We start from the raw sequence: 14,383 nt of genomic DNA on the forward strand, positions 1-14,383 counted from the left end.
CCCCCGGGTCGGCATGGGGTCGGCATGGGGTCGGGCCACACAAGTCCGCGGCTCACTGTGGCGGTCGTGGACATGGGATGTCCGGCGCTGCGTCTCTAGCGTTCCGGCCATGACGAGCCAATTTCACGCAACTCCCGGATCCTTCGCGCACGGTGGCGTCGGCGTGGACCTCTCGGGGCGCACCGCCCTGGTGACCGGGGGTGCCAGCGGTATCGGGCGGGCCTGTGCGCAGGCGCTGGCAGAGGCCGGGGCCCTGGTGCACGTGGTGGACCTCGACTCCGGGGCGGCCAGGGCCGTGGCGACGGCCGTCGACGGCCGTCCGCACACCGTGGACCTCGCCGACGCCGAGGCGGTGCGCGCGCTCCCGGATGAGGTCGACATCCTGGTCAACAGCGCCGGGCTGCAGCACGTGGCGCCCATCGAGCACTTCCCGCCGGCCCGGTTCGAGCTGATCCAGAAGGTGATGGTCACCGCACCGTTCCTGCTGATCCGGCAGTGCCTGCCGCACATGTACGCGGGCGGCTGGGGCCGGGTGGTGAACATCTCCAGTGTGCACGGCCTGCGGGCCAGCGCCTTCAAGTCCGCCTACGTCGCCGCCAAGCACGGCCTGGAGGGGCTGAGCAAGGTCACCGCCCTCGAGGGCGCCCCGCACGGGGTGACCAGCAACTGCATCAACCCCGGCTACGTTCGCACCCCGCTGGTCGAGCACCAGATCGCCTCGCAGGCCGCCGCCCACGGCGTCGCCCCCGAGGACGTCGTCACGGACGTACTGCTGGAACGTACCGCGATCAAGCGGCTGATCGAGCCGGAAGAGGTGGCCGCGGTGGCGGTGTGGCTCTGCGGTCCGCTCACCGGCTACATCACCGGCGCCTCGCTCCCCGTCGACGGCGGCTGGGGCGCGCACTGACGCCCCGGGGGCCGGGCGGGCGGAAGGGCGGGTCGCGGCCATCGACCACGGCGGCCCGTCGCCACGCCCACCTGCGAGTGAACCCCCGTCGAAGATCGGCGGGGACGCCCGCGGCACCGGGAGACTGTGCCCCGGTACGGGCGGCTCCCCGTACCCCTGGGCACGGGGAGCGGAAGCGATGGCCAACGGCACGGTCCTGCCGGCACTGCGGGAGAAATCGATGGGCGGCGGCGTCAGCGCCGAGCAGCTGCGGCGCATCGGCAAGGAGCTGGAGAACAGGGGCCTGGAGCTGCGCCGGGCGCCCTCGTCCTGCTGTACCGCTGACCCCGCGGTGGCGCCGCGGGGTCAGCGCACGGGCATGGGGTGCGGGCACCCGGCAGCCCCGGCCGGTCCTTCGTGCGTACGGCGGGGCCAGCACCGTCCGTCGTCGTGGTGCAACGGCACAACGCCCGGCGGCGGGGGCGCGTCTCTCGACGGCCGGCTCGGACTCACCGTCAACGCTGCGACGCCTACCGGGGATACCTCGCACGGACCGCGCTGAGCATCTCCCCCGTCTGGGCGGACCGCAGGGGGCCGGGGCATGCGTGACCGCCCCAGTCCCGGCCGCCCATGCTGTGGATGCCGAACCCCCGGCCCAGCGGTGTGGAGGCGGGCTCGAGCGGCCACCCGTGCTGCGCGATGCCCCAGGCGTAGATCCGGGCGACGGCGTCCACCTGCAGCGCGGTGAGCGGTCGACGCGCGAATCCCGAGGTCTCCACCGAGAGCCACGACGGGTTCCCGGCAGCCTGCACCCAGGCCCGGTCGTGCGCGGAGACGTACTGCTCGATCTCGCCGGCCTGCGAGACCCAGAAGTGTGAGGAACACTCCACCGAGGGGTCGCTGAAGCGCTCGTGGAGCGAGTTCTCGCCCTCCTGCACGTGCAGGACCAGGCCCCGCATCTCCCTGATCCCGCCCGGAGTGAAGTTCACCGTCAGCGGCTTGTGGGTGGCGTCCGGCATCCACGCCTGCCCCCGTTCGGGAGCCGTTTCGGCGGTTGGCCCTGCCCCACGCTCGTCCTGCGCATCCGTTCGGCCTGGGCCGGGGTCCCCACTGGAGTCGACGACGACGCCCAGAGCCGTGGCGATGAGTCCGCCGCTGGTGCAGACCATGGCAGTGCGGCGCGACATCAGCCGTGGCTTCGGTTTGCGGTGGGTCATGCGAGCGGCTCCGTACGTACGGGCAGGCATCGGAAGTCCTGCCGCCAGGCCCGAATGCGAACCCCGATCGGTACGGCCCGGCAGGCCGGTTCGGCTCTCCGGCCACGGCCCGTCGGGAACGGAGCGTCGGTGGATCCTTCGCTGGGCTGAAACGTGCTTCACCGGAATGGTTGCCGACTTTTGATGTCGGAATGAGACCGTATGGTGACCGTTTCGTGACGCCCGAACGAGGTGGGCGCCCCTCCCGGCGAGGAGCCGTATCGCGCCGCACCTCCTCCACGGGGCCGCACGCGGGGGACAGCCCTCTGCCGAGGTGCAGCGGCGCGGCGATACTGGACTAAGCCGACCGCTCAAGCCTTGGTCTCCGATCGGCCTGGATGGTCGCTGCGGGACTACCCGCTGAGCGTTCCGTTCGGCAGCTCGAAGGGCGGTAGCCATGGACGCACCAGCGCCGGGGTTGGGCGAGGTGCCCGAAGACCCGTTCGCGCTGCACCACTCGGCCTCGGCGGTACTGGACGGCCACGGCACGGTCGTCGGCTGGAGCCAACGCGCACAGGAGCACCTCGGCTACCGGCCCGAGGAGGTGCTGGGCCGGGCGGCAATCGACTTCCTGGTCGACAGTCGCGACCGTGAGGCGATCTTGGACGCAGCGGCCGCGTGCGAGCGCGACGGGGGCTGGTCCGGTGTCCTGCCCGTCCTGCACCGCAGCGGGCGGCGGGTGGAGCTGGGCTTCCGCGCCCGTGCTGTCATCCGCGCCGGCCCGGCCCGCGAGTGGTTCCTCGTCGTCGCCCCGGCGGAGGAGGTGCTCCAGTGGGAGACGGATCGGTCGGTCCTGGACGGCCTGTTCCGGCGCTCCCCGATCGGCCTGTCCGTCCACGCCCCCGATCTGAGCATCCTGCGGATCAACCGGGCGCTGGCCCGGTTCACGCAACTTCCCGCGACGGAGATCCGGACCCGGCGCATCGGCGACTTCCTCATCGGTCCGGACGTGGAGACCATCGAAACCCGCCTGCGACGGGTGCTGGAGACGGGCGAACCCCTCATCTTCACCGAGCAGCCCTGTCGCCTGAGGAGTGACCCCGGCCACGAGCGGGTGGTCTCGGTGTCGGCGTTCCGGATGGAGGACCCCGCCAGCGGGATCCTCGGGGTCACCCAACTGGTGGAGGACGTCACCGACCGCTACCGGGCCCGGCGCCGGCTCGCCCTGCTCAATCGGGCGAGCGCCCGGATCGGGACCACGCTGGATCTCGGCCAGACCACCCGGGAGCTGGCCGACGTCGCCGTCCCCGACCTCGCAGACGCCGTCTCGGTGGATCTGCTGGAGTCGGTGGCCCGAGGCGAGGAGACCGCCGGGGAGGCGAGCGGACCGGTCCGCAGAATGACGGTCCACTCGGTCGTGCCAGAGGCGCTGCAGGTGATGTACTCCGCCGGAGAGGTCTTCCACTTCGACCCTCGTACCCCGCAGGCCCGGTGCCTCGCCGAACAGCAGCCCATCCTCGAACCGGTGCTCCAGAGCAGCCCCGGCTGGTACTTCCAGGATCCGGAGCGCACACAGCGCGCCCTCGACCTGGAAGCTCACTCACTGATCGTCGTACCGCTGACGGCCCGCGGTCTGCTCCTCGGGCTGCTCAGCCTGTGGCGGGCCAAGCGGCCCGAACCGTTCGAGGAGGACGACCTCACGCTCGCAGAGGAGTTCGCCGCGCGCGCCGCCCTGTGCATCGACAACGCCCGCCGCTACACCGAGCAGCAGCAGGCCGCGTTGACATTGCAACGCAGCCTGCTGCCGCGGGTGTTGCCCGAGCACAGCGCGGTCGAGGTCGCGCACCGCTATCTGCCGGCCTATCCCGGCGTCGGCGGCGACTGGTTCGATGTCATCCCCCTTTCCGGAGCACGCGTCGCCCTCGTCGTCGGCGATGTCGTCGGCCACGGTCTGCACGCTGCGGCCACCATGGGCCGCCTGCGCACGGCCGTGCACACCCTGGCCAGCCTCGACTACACGCCGGACGAGGTCCTCTCCCACCTGGACGACCTGGTCAACCGCCTGGCAGAGGAGCAGGAACCTGCTGACGGAAGCTCGCAGGGCCAGCAGATCGTCGGCGCGACGTGCCTCTACGCGGTCTACGATCCCATCTCCCAGCGCTGCACCCTGGCCCGCGCGGGCCACCTGCCGCCCGCCGTGGTGACCTCCGACGGCACGGTGAGCCTGCCCGACCTTCCCGAGGGGCCGCCGCTGGGCCTGGGCGGACTTCCCTTCGAGTCCGCCGAACTGGAACTCGCCGAGGGAAGCCTGCTGGCGCTGTACACGGACGGCCTCGTCGAGGCCCGTGGCCGCGACATCGACGAGGGATTCGCGCGGCTGCGAGAAGCCCTCTCCCGGCCCTGCCGCTCCCTGGAGGAGACCTGCGCGGCGGTGCAGGACGCCCTGCTGCCCGAGCACCCGCAGGACGATGTCGCGCTACTCCTCGCCCGCACCCGCGTGCTGGCGCCGGAGCGGGTCGCCTCCTGGGAACTGCCCGCCGAGCCGACCGCCGCCGCCCGGGCACGGGAGCTGACGGAGGCCACACTGACCCGGTGGGGCCTGGAAGAGGTGGCCTTCACCGCCGAATTGGTCGTCAGCGAACTGGTCACCAACGCCTACCGGTACGGCGGCGGCACGCCGGTGACCCTGCGGCTCATCCGCGACCGCAGCCTGATCTGCGAGGTCTCCGACAGCAGCAGCACCGCTCCGCACCTGCGGAGGGCGCGCACCACCGATGAGGGCGGGCGCGGTCTCTTCCTGGTGGCCCAGCTCACCGAACGCTGGGGCACCCGCTACTCCCGGAACGGCAAGACCGTCTGGACGGAGCTCCCCCTGGTCACAGCAGCGGAGGGGCACTCCGCGGCTGCGGCGGTCCTTGCGCTCAAATGGTGACACCAGTGTTTCGGAGGGCCATGGAGGCGGCGGCATCGCGATCCACCGCGTCCAAGAGTCTTGGTGGGTCAGCGGGCGAGGGAGACGGCGAAGGGCCTGAAGCCGTGTCGGCGCAGGATGTGGGGCACGACCAGGATCATGGCCTCGGTGGCGCGGGCTGTGGTGCGATGGAAAGTGACTCCGCGGCGGGCCAGCAGCCGCCGCAGGGCCTCTCGGCCGATCCGTATCGGATGGGCGACGTTGCGCCGCAGGTGATCGGCACGCTTGCGGATCGACCAGCGGGTGAACGGTTTGCCGAGCTTGGTGGGGCGGGTGGTGGCCGTCTGGATGACGAAGTCCTCGTCGTCAGCCGTGAGTAGGCGGGGACGGCCTCCCGCCCACCGAGGGTCCAGGCAGGCCAGCCCGATCTCGTTGCGCTTGTGGATGACGTCGCGCACGGTGTCCTCGTCGGCCTGGACGGGCCGGGCGACGACGGGGACGCTGTTCCCGCCCGCCGAGGCCAGCAGCATCCTCGCGCGCCGGTATCGCACCGTGCTGGTGCCGCCCCCGGCGCACGATCCGCTGCAGCCTCTGTCCCTCCTGCCCGGTCAGCCTGCGCACCCTGACCGGCCGTGCCTTACCGCCTCCTCGTTGCCATCGGACGTGTCCCCACATCCAACCGGCCCGAGGCCCGTCACCACCACCCGCTGATCGTTTCCGGCCACGGCACCAGCTGCGGATCTCCATGCTCGCGGCCTTCTTTGTCGCGCTACGTCGCCGTTCGCGGGTAGACCGCGGGCGGCGAAGCGGTCCGCCGGCTCAACGGGGGGCGCCGCCGCTTCCCGCAACAGGCTGGCCATGCCTCCAGGGGTCTGACATCAACCGGCATGTCGGGGTGGGTGGCGGCGACGGTTCGGAGGATGCGGATGCTGAAAACCCGGCGACCGCTCCGGCGGGCCAGATGCTCCACCCGCCGCATCGGCACCATCATCCAGGCCGTCCGCACCCTCCTGACCTGCACGCATTCAGGATGGAAGAGGTTCAGTGCTCGCAGAGGGAGAATTCTCGTTCGTAGAGCTGCTCGTTGTGTTCGTCGACGAAGAACTTGCGTTCCTGCATGAGTTGTTCGCGGTAGTTCTCGGCCTGTTCAAGCGTCATGGTCGAGGTGTCGGACCATGGTTGTTGCGGTGGCACATCGGATGTCGAGACGATCTTTTCCGACGGGTCGACCAGAAAGAACGCGAGAATCTTGCGATGTCCCGGGCGGGTGGGGTCCGTGAGGCGGAATGAGTCGACGCGGTGTTGCAGGATGTTCGGGAACGCCAGGCAGCGGCCCGCTGGGGTCGATGTCGATCCCAGCACCTGGTTCAGTGCGTCTTCGTCCTCCAGGCCGTAGACCTCGCGCAGACCGTTGTCATCGTTCTGTTCGTAGTCGGGGTCGTCGAGTGCCGCCCGGAAACTCAGCCGGCTTTCGGTGATGTTCTCGCTGTCCCAGTAGTAGATGCCGGTCGAGACGATCCGCTCATTCATCATCCCCTCGACATGCCAGGAACCGCCGGGGTACTCGGGCTTGTCCGGGGTGAGATGAATGGTGGCGAGCTTGACGATGACCTGGAGAGCGCGGCCGCGCAGGTCGACTCTGGCGGATTCACCGGGCAACTCGGGCGGGGTGAATTCCGGGGCGTCCGGGATGACCGGAAGGCGGTTTTCCCACCAGTCGTCCTGGGCCTCTCCCCACGCATGGAGGGCTTCCGCGTAGGCCCCGTCATCACTGTAGGAGGATTTGTCCGGATACTCGGGCTTCGAGTCGTACCACCCGTAAGGATCGGCCTCGATCCGCAGCGGCCGCGGATGGCGCAGATCGGTGAGCACGTTCTCCAGCAGCGGGCGGAAGCACGCGAGCAAGTCTGGCAGGACGGAGGCTAGTTCGCGATGAGTCTCGGGGTGGACGTTGTTGACGTACGAACGGAAGGTGACATCGCCGTCGTCACTGACGTCGACGTCCGTGGGCAGCCACTGGAACTTCTCCGAGAATTCGTACCTCGAGTAGCGGTCCGTCGGGTTCTGCCACGCCCGCTCGGGCGCATCGCTCGCCTCTCTCACCAGGCAGAACAGTGAGGGATGAACCAGATCCAGTACCTGGCCGTCGGATCCGGGATGCCAGTCCCGTTCTGCTTCGGGGACCTGTTCCAGAACCCGAACCGCCTCGCGCAGCCGGGATCTGAGCTTGTCGTCGACCAGCGTGTCCGACTGCCACACCCCGTCGACGGCGGACACCTCGGCGCCGGTTCGCCCGTCCCGCAGCGCGGCGTAGTGCTGGAGTTCGGCAAGCACGTAGCGAACCTGCGCTTCGGTGAGGCCCTGGGCGACCGCTTCCTGCGTCCACCTGGCGACGATGTCGGCATCGTTCATCTTGTCGAACCACGCCGGCTTCGCCCGAATGTGCGAGCTGCACTGCATCATCTGAAGTTCCCGCAGCGTTCGGGGTGTCGCGAACGATATGGAACGGGAAGCATGAAAGGGCAGCGGGAAAGCAGACAGGCCGGTCAATTCTCTTGGTCCTTGCAGTCGGTGTGCGGTGGCGGGAAGGATACTTCAGCAGACTGACACCGAAGCCGTGGTCCCTGTCACCGCTGGTCCGGGAGCCAGGGCTCCGCGTCGCCGGTCGGGTCTGCGGGACGCGCCGAGGCCGTACTCGATCCACCAGCGCGGGGCTCTGGCGGCGGCCGGTGGCGGGCGTTGGCGCCACGCAGCGGCCGCGGACCTCCCCTCCAGGTGGTCGGCGCCGGCCACGCCCCGCGCGCTGGGCCCGCCTGGTCCGGAGCTAAGATCGTCGGCCTGGCGTTGGTCTGAGGAGGCGGGGAGAATTGGCCGCTGTGGTGCTCGTCCACGGCCTGTATCACTGCCCCGAGCACTTTGCTGTGGTGGCGGAACGCTTGCGGGCTGCAGGGACCGAGGTTGTCGTCCCCGAGCTCCATCGGGGCTCATTGGCCGCAGACACAGCAGCAGTCCAAGCAGCCGTCGACGCGCTGCAGGAGCCTCCGATCGTGCTCGGTCACTCCTATGGCGGTTCGGTGATCACAGGCGTCCGCGGGGCGGGACACTTGATCTATCTGGCGGCTTTCGTTCTGGACGTCGGCGAGAGCGCGGCCGGTCTGGGCGGGGCGTCGCAGCAGCTCCGGAATGCGATGACGCCTGGTCCCGACGGCTCGACCAGCCTGGCCCCGGACCCGGCTGTTGACGCTCTCTACGGCGACTGCCCCGAGGCTCTCGCCACCTGGGCGGTTGGCCTGCTGCGTACGCAAGCTTCAGGGTGCGGGCGAGGAGTCCCAGAACGCCACAGCTGGAAACGCACTCCCTCCACCTACGTCGTCTGCGCGCAGGACCGGGCAATCGACCCCGGCCTGCAGCGGACGATGGCCGCGCGCTGCACTGACGTGCGGGAGTGGCAGACAGGTCACTCCCCGTTCGTCGGACGGCCTGACCTCATCGTCGCGCTCGTGCAGGAACTGCTCTCCACCACCAACACTCCGCGTAGACGAGACGAGCCGGTCACCACCATGCGTTGACGGCCGCGATGAGGGCGGTCGCTTCGTAGGGGACGGCAACAGCCTTTGGGTCGTTTCCCCTCCGACCAGCTCGTCGTCGGCTGGTGTGCCGTCGACCGACGCCCACAGCGACCTGGACCGGGGCGTGGCGTGTACTCGGGGCCGTAGCCCGTGGCGTCGACGGCGAGAGCTGCTGTGCTGAGGTCCGGGGCCGAGCCCTCAGTCGAGGGCCGCGCTGCGGAGCGCGCGGCGGTCTATTGGACGCTCCACCGGTGTGGATGGGCGGGGTCGACCGGGCAGCCGAAGACGTTCAGTTCGCCCCATCGCCCGACCGTCACGTTCGTCGGGCTGCCCTCTTCGCGTTCTCTGGCGGATGCGCCGTCCTCGACCGGGATCCACCTGTACGTGCCGCCGTCCCACTCGGAGCTGTCGACGGTGAGGAGGAGGGTCATGGCCTGTCCGCACGAGGGGCAGTCCATCGGGTAGGGGTCGGTCACGTGCCAGGAGGCGAAGCCGCCAATTCGCCAGCCCGGTGGGATGGAGAGGTGGTACTGGTAGCTGAGGCGGGCGCCCTGCAGCAGCTCCGACGCGCCCTCCCAGGCCTCGATGTCGGATTGGAGTTCGGTCGGGAGCAGACCCGCGTACTGGTACGTGGTCACCTGCTCGGGGTGGAGTACGCAGGGCGCGGGCACGTATCCCTCGTACCCGACCACCGCCGGCTCGGGCTGTTCGGTGAGCGGATCCGTCACCATGTCCGAGTTCTGCCAGCGCAGTTCCACGTTCATGCCGTAGCCGGTCTCGCCGTGGCGGTCGAAGGGGCACCAGAAGAGCTGCAGGAGATCGCAGCCGTCCGGCCCGGCCGGGAGATCGGGGATGTCCCTGCGGTGGAACTGGGCCACGCCGAGCAGGGGGATGGGCTCGGTGTCCTCCAGTCCGGCCATCTCGTATTCGTCCTCGAGGGCCCGCAGCAGCTCCCGCTTGTCCTCGCCGGCCGGTTTGCCGCCACCACGCAGCCAGAACTCGCCGAGGAAGCGTCCGAGCCGGATGTCCTGCGGGCGCCGGCCACGGTCCCGCCGGTGGGGCTGCGTACACACCGGCCACGGCGCGTCCGCGGGCCACAGCAGGGGCCCGCCCACATGGCTGTCCGCCACGGTCGGCTCGCCCGGCCGCGGGTGCAGTCGGGTGGTCGTGCCGCGATGGGCGGCCAGATCGGGGAAGAGGGCCTCCGGGTCGACCGGACGCGGTGGTGTGGTGCGGGTCATGGTGACTCCGGGGACGGTCCAAAGCCGACCAGCAGGAGCGTCAGGCCCCAGCTGATGACCATCGGATGAGCGACCGGACAAAACCTAATACACCTTGCCGGCCACCGTGGCTACCGGCAGCACCGGCGTGATGGGGCCTCCGTGAAAACCCGTTGGTTGACCACGGTGACCACTGCGGCTTTTCCGGAGGCCGTGCGAGAGAACGAGGAGGTGGTACCCGTGAACGCAGTATCGACATGGGTGCTCCCCTCCGGGGTCACGGTCGGACGACAAGTCGTCCGGGAGCGCCGCTCTGAGCACTCCCGAAAGGCACGACCATGCAATTCACGTCCGAAGGGTCTTGCCGTGCTGACGTCGGCCGGCGATTCTGGGCCGATGCCAGGACAGGGAAAGCGGAGGCGCCGGCAAGAGGCAGGGCGGCAGCGGCTGGCAGCTCGCACTGCGCCGGACGCAGGGCAGTGGGAAGTGATCCTTGAGACAGGGGACCAGGCGGAGCTGCGCGCGCACTTGCGCGCTCTTCGGGAAGCGCGAATCGACGAATCGCTCATCCGGATCGACACGCTGTGTCGACGCCCGGTGGAACAGAGCACCCATCGGCTGAGCCGGTTCGTGGCAGACACCGTGCGCGAGTCGGACCGCGAGCCTTCTGATCATTGATCCTGTGGCGGATCGAGGCTGCTGGAGCATGTGCAGGTCCGTGACGACGCGGTGGGTCGGATCGAGTGGGCCGTCGCCGTCGACGGCCGGGACCTGCCGCTGTCGATCGTGCTCACCCCGGGCAACGTCAACGACGCCACAGCCTTCAGCCCGGACCGGGAGCGGCCATCAGATCCTGCGTGGCCGGCTCTGCCGGCCTGGTCAGTCTCAAGGTGAGGGGTGCCCGGCATTGCGCCCTGTGCCGCGTGCTCCCTCCGCCACAGGAAGATCTGGTGCTGCGCGAGCGACTGCTGTGGGACGGGCCGTGCGCGGGACGGCGCCCGAACGGGCAGCGGGCCGAACCCATCCAGACGGATGAAACCCGTCCGGGCGACGCCAGAACGGTGAAACGATCCAGCCCGGAACACGCGCCCTACGGTGTCGGGCATGAAGCCGTTATCGACCGTGCTCACGATCACCTCGCTGGTCGCCGGGCTGACGGCAGCTGCACCTCCGCCGGCTCCGGACGCATCCGTCCAGGCCGCCGCGGGGTACGCGGCGTGCTGGACGAAGTACTCGGGCGGGCAGGCCACCGACTCCCGCGGCAACTCCTCCGTCGACGCAGGGGAGCTCACCTATGACGACGCGACGAGCCTTGACCAGGCCCTGCTGCACGCAGTGCAGTCCTGGAGCCTCGGCACGGTCAGGATTCGCAAGGACGACGCCACGAGCTACGCCGACGTCGAGTTCAAGGACACGAACCGCACGGATGGGCAGTGGCGCGACCTGTACGGCTACTGGGAGCACGGCCCGGGCACCGACGTGATCTGGCTGAACCTGGCAAACCTGACGACGGACGAGGCCAGGCGAAAGACCGCCGCTCACGAGCTGGGACACGCCCTCGGCTTCTGCCACAAGGACCCGTCGGGATATCCCACGCTGATGGCACCGCACACCGGCGACATGGCGTCGGCACCAACGGCCCGGGACAAGAAGAACTACACACTGCTGTGGGGATGATGACCGTGAAGAAGAAGACCTGGGCGCTGGCCGGTGCCACGCTCGTCCTCGCCGCCGTCGCACTGGGTGCCGCGAAGGTCGCAATGGAACCGGACCTTCCCCCGACGTCGTCGGCGGACGTCGGCTACCGGGCCACCGACGACCGCGAGGTCGCCGGTCACGCCGACGAGCTGGTGTGGGCTCGGATCACCAGCAGGAGTGAGCACGCCCCGCTGTTCGGCGGCGGGTCGGTCCGCGTCGACTACCAAGCCCAGGTGCACAAGGCGTTCAAGGGCACGCCGCCGGCCTCGGTGACGGTGAGCGTCGTGTACGCCGACGGCGACAGGACGCGGATGGCCGACGGCCGGTCCTACGTGATCGCGGTGGCACGCGGCGCGCAGGAGGGTGAGCGCTGGATGCTGCCGGGGAGCGTCCAGGTGGACACACCGTCGCTGGACGATATCCAAGACTCCCGGCAGGGCGAGCACAATGCGTCCCTGCGCGAACCGGCACCAGCGGGCCAGGACAACCGCTGGACACGGGCCGTGGCACGGCAAATCGCATACTGACCGGTGCCCTACCGCCCGAAGCCGCCTCCTCGGCCCGAGGCAGCGTCGCGGTGAGTGGACGGCGTTCTCGTCGTCGAGCGTGGAGAGCGGAGCGGTTGCGGCCGGCGGCGCCGCTCCGGAGAAGGCCGTTCGGACTGCGCGCGTGTGCTCGGCCGAACATCAGGCGGGTACGGCACCGATCAGGCCGCCGTCGATGACGAGATCCTGGCCGTTGACGTAGGACGCGTCGGACGAGGCGAGGAACGCCACAGCCGCGGCGACCTCTTCCGGGCGTCCGAAGCGGCCGGCGACGATCCGGCCGGTGACCGCTGCTGCCTCGGCTTCGGTCAGCGCGGCGGCGGGGTACATCGGGGTGTCGATGTAGCCGGGGCTGACGGAGTTGACGCGGATGCCTCGCGGGGCAAGCGAGGCGGCGAGGGTTCGGGCCAGGTTGTGCACGGCGGCTTTGGTCGCCGAGTAGAGGGTCAGGACGCTGTTGCCCCGGTGGAGGGTCCAGGAGGCGTTGATGACGATCGAGCCTCCGTCCACCAGCAGCGGCAATGCCTTTGGGACGGTGAAGAACACGCCCTTGAAGTCGACGTCGACGCCATGGTCGAAGTCCGGCTCGGTGATGCTCTCGAACGGCAGGAACGTGCCGGTGCCCGCGTTCGCGAAGAGGCCGTCCAGCTGACCGTGACGCTCCCGGACGGTCTCCATCAGTGCGTCCACCGCGCCGAGGTCGGCGGCGTCGGCCACCGTCCCCGAGGCGCCCGGGCCGAGCTCCTGGACGGCTGCGTCCACGCGCGCACGGGTGCGGCCGGTGACGATGACGTGGGCGCCTTCGGCGACGAGGCGGTGTGCGGTCGCCAGGCCCATGCCGCTGGTGCCGCCGGTGACGAGGACGGTCTTGTCGGTGAAGCGTTTCATGCCGGTGTTCCCGTCAGGGTGTGCGTGAGGTGGTCGCTGAGGTGGGGCAGCCAGTCGGGTCGCGCGTTACCGAGGAGGTGGTCACCGTGTGGAACGGACAGGTAGGTGCCGTGCGGCGCCAGACGGGCCAGGTGCTCGCCGTTCGTCACGCCGGGGATGACGTCCTGGTCTCCGTCCACGACCAGCAGCGGGACCGCGATGCGGGGTGCCAGAGCGGCGAGGTCCACGTGGCGTGCGGGAGCCGCGCGTGGCGGTCGTCGCCACCGTCAGCGGTCCCTTCCGCCTCGACTGGGAGGAACTGCCCCCGCCTGTACAAGAGATCATGGCCCGGCGCACCGGAGGAGTCGACGCCGCCCACGAGTTAGCGCAACGGTCCGGGCCGCGAAATAGCCGCCCAGACTGCCCGCCGGGCTGGCACACCCCTCGTCCGCCTCGAACCGCTGGACGCCGTACTGAGCGCGGACCATCCCCTCGCAGCCGAACCGGCGCTGCGGCCGGACCAGTTGCGCGACAGCGTGCTGTGGGCACCCGGTGCGCTGGACCGACTCGACTTCCTCCACCGGTTCGCCGACCGATTCGACATCCAGAACACGGCCACGAGCATCAACCTGGGGCTCGCCCATTTCCTCGCCGAGGTAGCACAAGAGCCGCGAGGCTTCTCGCTGGTGCCTGCGGACGTGCCACTGCCGAAGGTCCCCGGGTTGCGCTCCGTCCCGCTGGTCGATCCCACGCCGTTGTATGGCTGGTCGCTGCTGTGGCGCACCGGCAGCGGGCACCCGGGACTAAAGCGCCTCACCGCCGCCTGCGCCGAGGAAGCAGGGCGAAGCCGATGGCTGGAGTACGACCCGACCCGCGACTGGCTGCCTGAACCACCCACGAGCGGTCCCGGTCCGGGATCCAGGACGACCTCGCCGAAGCGGCCGGCGCCAGCCCAGCCGCAGAGCCGCCGTGTTTCAACCTGAAGACCGGCGACCTGCCCGGCCAGTCATCCAGCGCTTGGGCATGCTGGTGGCCACGATCGCGCCTTCGGACCGGCCCGCGGTGGGCTGCGCCGCGTGGGCTGTCGGCGGCAGCCCACGTCTCCTGCTGCGCGACTGCGAGTGCGGCGGGCAGGTCCCAAGTCCAGGGCAGTGATGCCAGGCCAGCCCGGCCAAGTGCTCGGCGTGCGCTCGGTGGATGAGCCGGGGAGGCCAGCACATTGCCCTGCCCGGACGCCCCCATCACCGCCTCGTCCAGCACGCCGGGGGCGTACGTCGACCGCGGGCGGAAGGTGCCAGACAGCGGCCGGCCCGGCGATCGTCGGCCTCGACGGGGATCTCGTCCGCCAGTCTGCGGGAGGTTGTCGTTCTGGTCCCTGCTCAGGGGAGAACCGCGAAGGCTGCGCTGACAGAGTCGGCACGGAACAGTCGCAGGACGGCGTCGCTCCACGCCAACCGCAGGCCGCAGGCCGCAGGGCAGCCGATTTGTGAC

11 protein-coding genes and 2 pseudogenes are annotated in these 14,383 nt (G+C 70.1%); 7 read left to right on the plus strand and 6 right to left on the minus strand.

What is annotated here, in order from left to right:
- The first annotated feature begins 109 nt into the window (after window positions 1-109).
- Entirely contained in the window at window positions 110-907 is a 798-nt protein-coding gene (locus OG332_RS05105) for a 3-hydroxybutyrate dehydrogenase (protein ID WP_327412297.1), read from the plus strand.
- A gap of 509 nt (window positions 908-1,416) precedes the next feature.
- Here OG332_RS05105 and OG332_RS05110 read toward each other — a convergent pair.
- Window positions 1,417-2,103, minus strand: a complete 687-nt coding sequence (locus OG332_RS05110) for a peptidoglycan recognition protein family protein (protein ID WP_327412298.1) — start codon at window positions 2,101-2,103, stop codon at window positions 1,417-1,419.
- Between the two features lie 436 nt (window positions 2,104-2,539).
- Here OG332_RS05110 and OG332_RS05115 point away from each other — a divergent pair, with 436 nt between their 5' ends.
- Entirely contained in the window at window positions 2,540-5,014 is a 2,475-nt protein-coding gene (locus OG332_RS05115) for a SpoIIE family protein phosphatase (RefSeq protein ID WP_327412299.1), read from the plus strand.
- 161 nt (window positions 5,015-5,175) lie between these two features.
- On the opposite strand, the pseudogene OG332_RS05125 reads toward OG332_RS05115, so the two are convergent.
- Window positions 5,176-5,668 (minus strand): annotated as a pseudogene (locus OG332_RS05125) (helix-turn-helix domain-containing protein); the annotation flags it as partial.
- Window positions 5,669-5,907: 239 nt separating this feature from the next.
- Here OG332_RS05125 and OG332_RS05130 point away from each other — a divergent pair.
- A pseudogene (locus tag OG332_RS05130) lies at window positions 5,908-6,024 on the plus strand (IS5/IS1182 family transposase); the annotation flags it as partial.
- A gap of 10 nt (window positions 6,025-6,034) precedes the next feature.
- Here OG332_RS05130 and OG332_RS05135 read toward each other — a convergent pair.
- Window positions 6,035-7,543 (minus strand): DUF4246 domain-containing protein, encoded by a 1,509-nt coding sequence (locus tag OG332_RS05135; RefSeq protein ID WP_327412300.1) that lies wholly within the window; start codon window positions 7,541-7,543, stop codon window positions 6,035-6,037.
- A gap of 317 nt (window positions 7,544-7,860) precedes the next feature.
- Between OG332_RS05135 and OG332_RS05140 the strand changes: the two genes are divergently transcribed.
- Window positions 7,861-8,562: an alpha/beta hydrolase gene (locus OG332_RS05140; protein ID WP_327412301.1), complete on the plus strand. Its 702-nt coding sequence runs from the start codon at window positions 7,861-7,863 to the stop codon at window positions 8,560-8,562.
- 233 nt (window positions 8,563-8,795) lie between these two features.
- Here the strand turns inward: OG332_RS05140 and OG332_RS05145 are convergent, their stop codons facing one another.
- Window positions 8,796-9,803 (minus strand): hypothetical protein, encoded by a 1,008-nt coding sequence (locus OG332_RS05145; protein ID WP_327412302.1) that lies wholly within the window; start codon window positions 9,801-9,803, stop codon window positions 8,796-8,798.
- 1,083 nt (window positions 9,804-10,886) lie between these two features.
- Here OG332_RS05145 and OG332_RS05150 point away from each other — a divergent pair.
- Window positions 10,887-11,459, plus strand: a complete 573-nt coding sequence (locus OG332_RS05150) for a hypothetical protein (protein WP_327412303.1) — start codon at window positions 10,887-10,889, stop codon at window positions 11,457-11,459.
- Window positions 11,460-11,464: 5 nt separating this feature from the next.
- Window positions 11,465-12,007 carry a hypothetical protein gene (locus OG332_RS05155; RefSeq protein WP_327412304.1) on the plus strand — a complete coding sequence of 181 codons (543 nt, stop codon included), beginning with the start codon at window positions 11,465-11,467 and terminating at the stop codon, window positions 12,005-12,007.
- A gap of 159 nt (window positions 12,008-12,166) precedes the next feature.
- Here OG332_RS05155 and OG332_RS05160 read toward each other — a convergent pair whose 3' ends face one another.
- Window positions 12,167-12,913: an SDR family NAD(P)-dependent oxidoreductase gene (locus tag OG332_RS05160; protein ID WP_327412305.1), complete on the minus strand. Its 747-nt coding sequence runs from the start codon at window positions 12,911-12,913 to the stop codon at window positions 12,167-12,169.
- Window positions 12,910-13,140, minus strand: a complete 231-nt coding sequence (locus OG332_RS05165; protein ID WP_327412306.1) for an alpha/beta fold hydrolase — start codon at window positions 13,138-13,140, stop codon at window positions 12,910-12,912. Before OG332_RS05165 ends, OG332_RS05160 begins: the two co-directional genes overlap by 4 nt.
- Window positions 13,141-13,401: 261 nt before the next feature.
- On the opposite strand from OG332_RS05165, the gene OG332_RS05170 reads away from it, so the two are divergent.
- Complete coding sequence (locus OG332_RS05170; protein ID WP_327419121.1) at window positions 13,402-13,875, plus strand: hypothetical protein; 474 nt, start codon at window positions 13,402-13,404, stop codon at window positions 13,873-13,875.
- The last annotated feature ends 508 nt before the right edge of the window (window positions 13,876-14,383 follow it).

Source organism: Streptomyces sp. NBC_01233, assembly GCF_035989305.1.
In the GTDB taxonomy this organism is placed as follows: Bacteria; Actinomycetota; Actinomycetes; order Streptomycetales; family Streptomycetaceae; genus Streptomyces.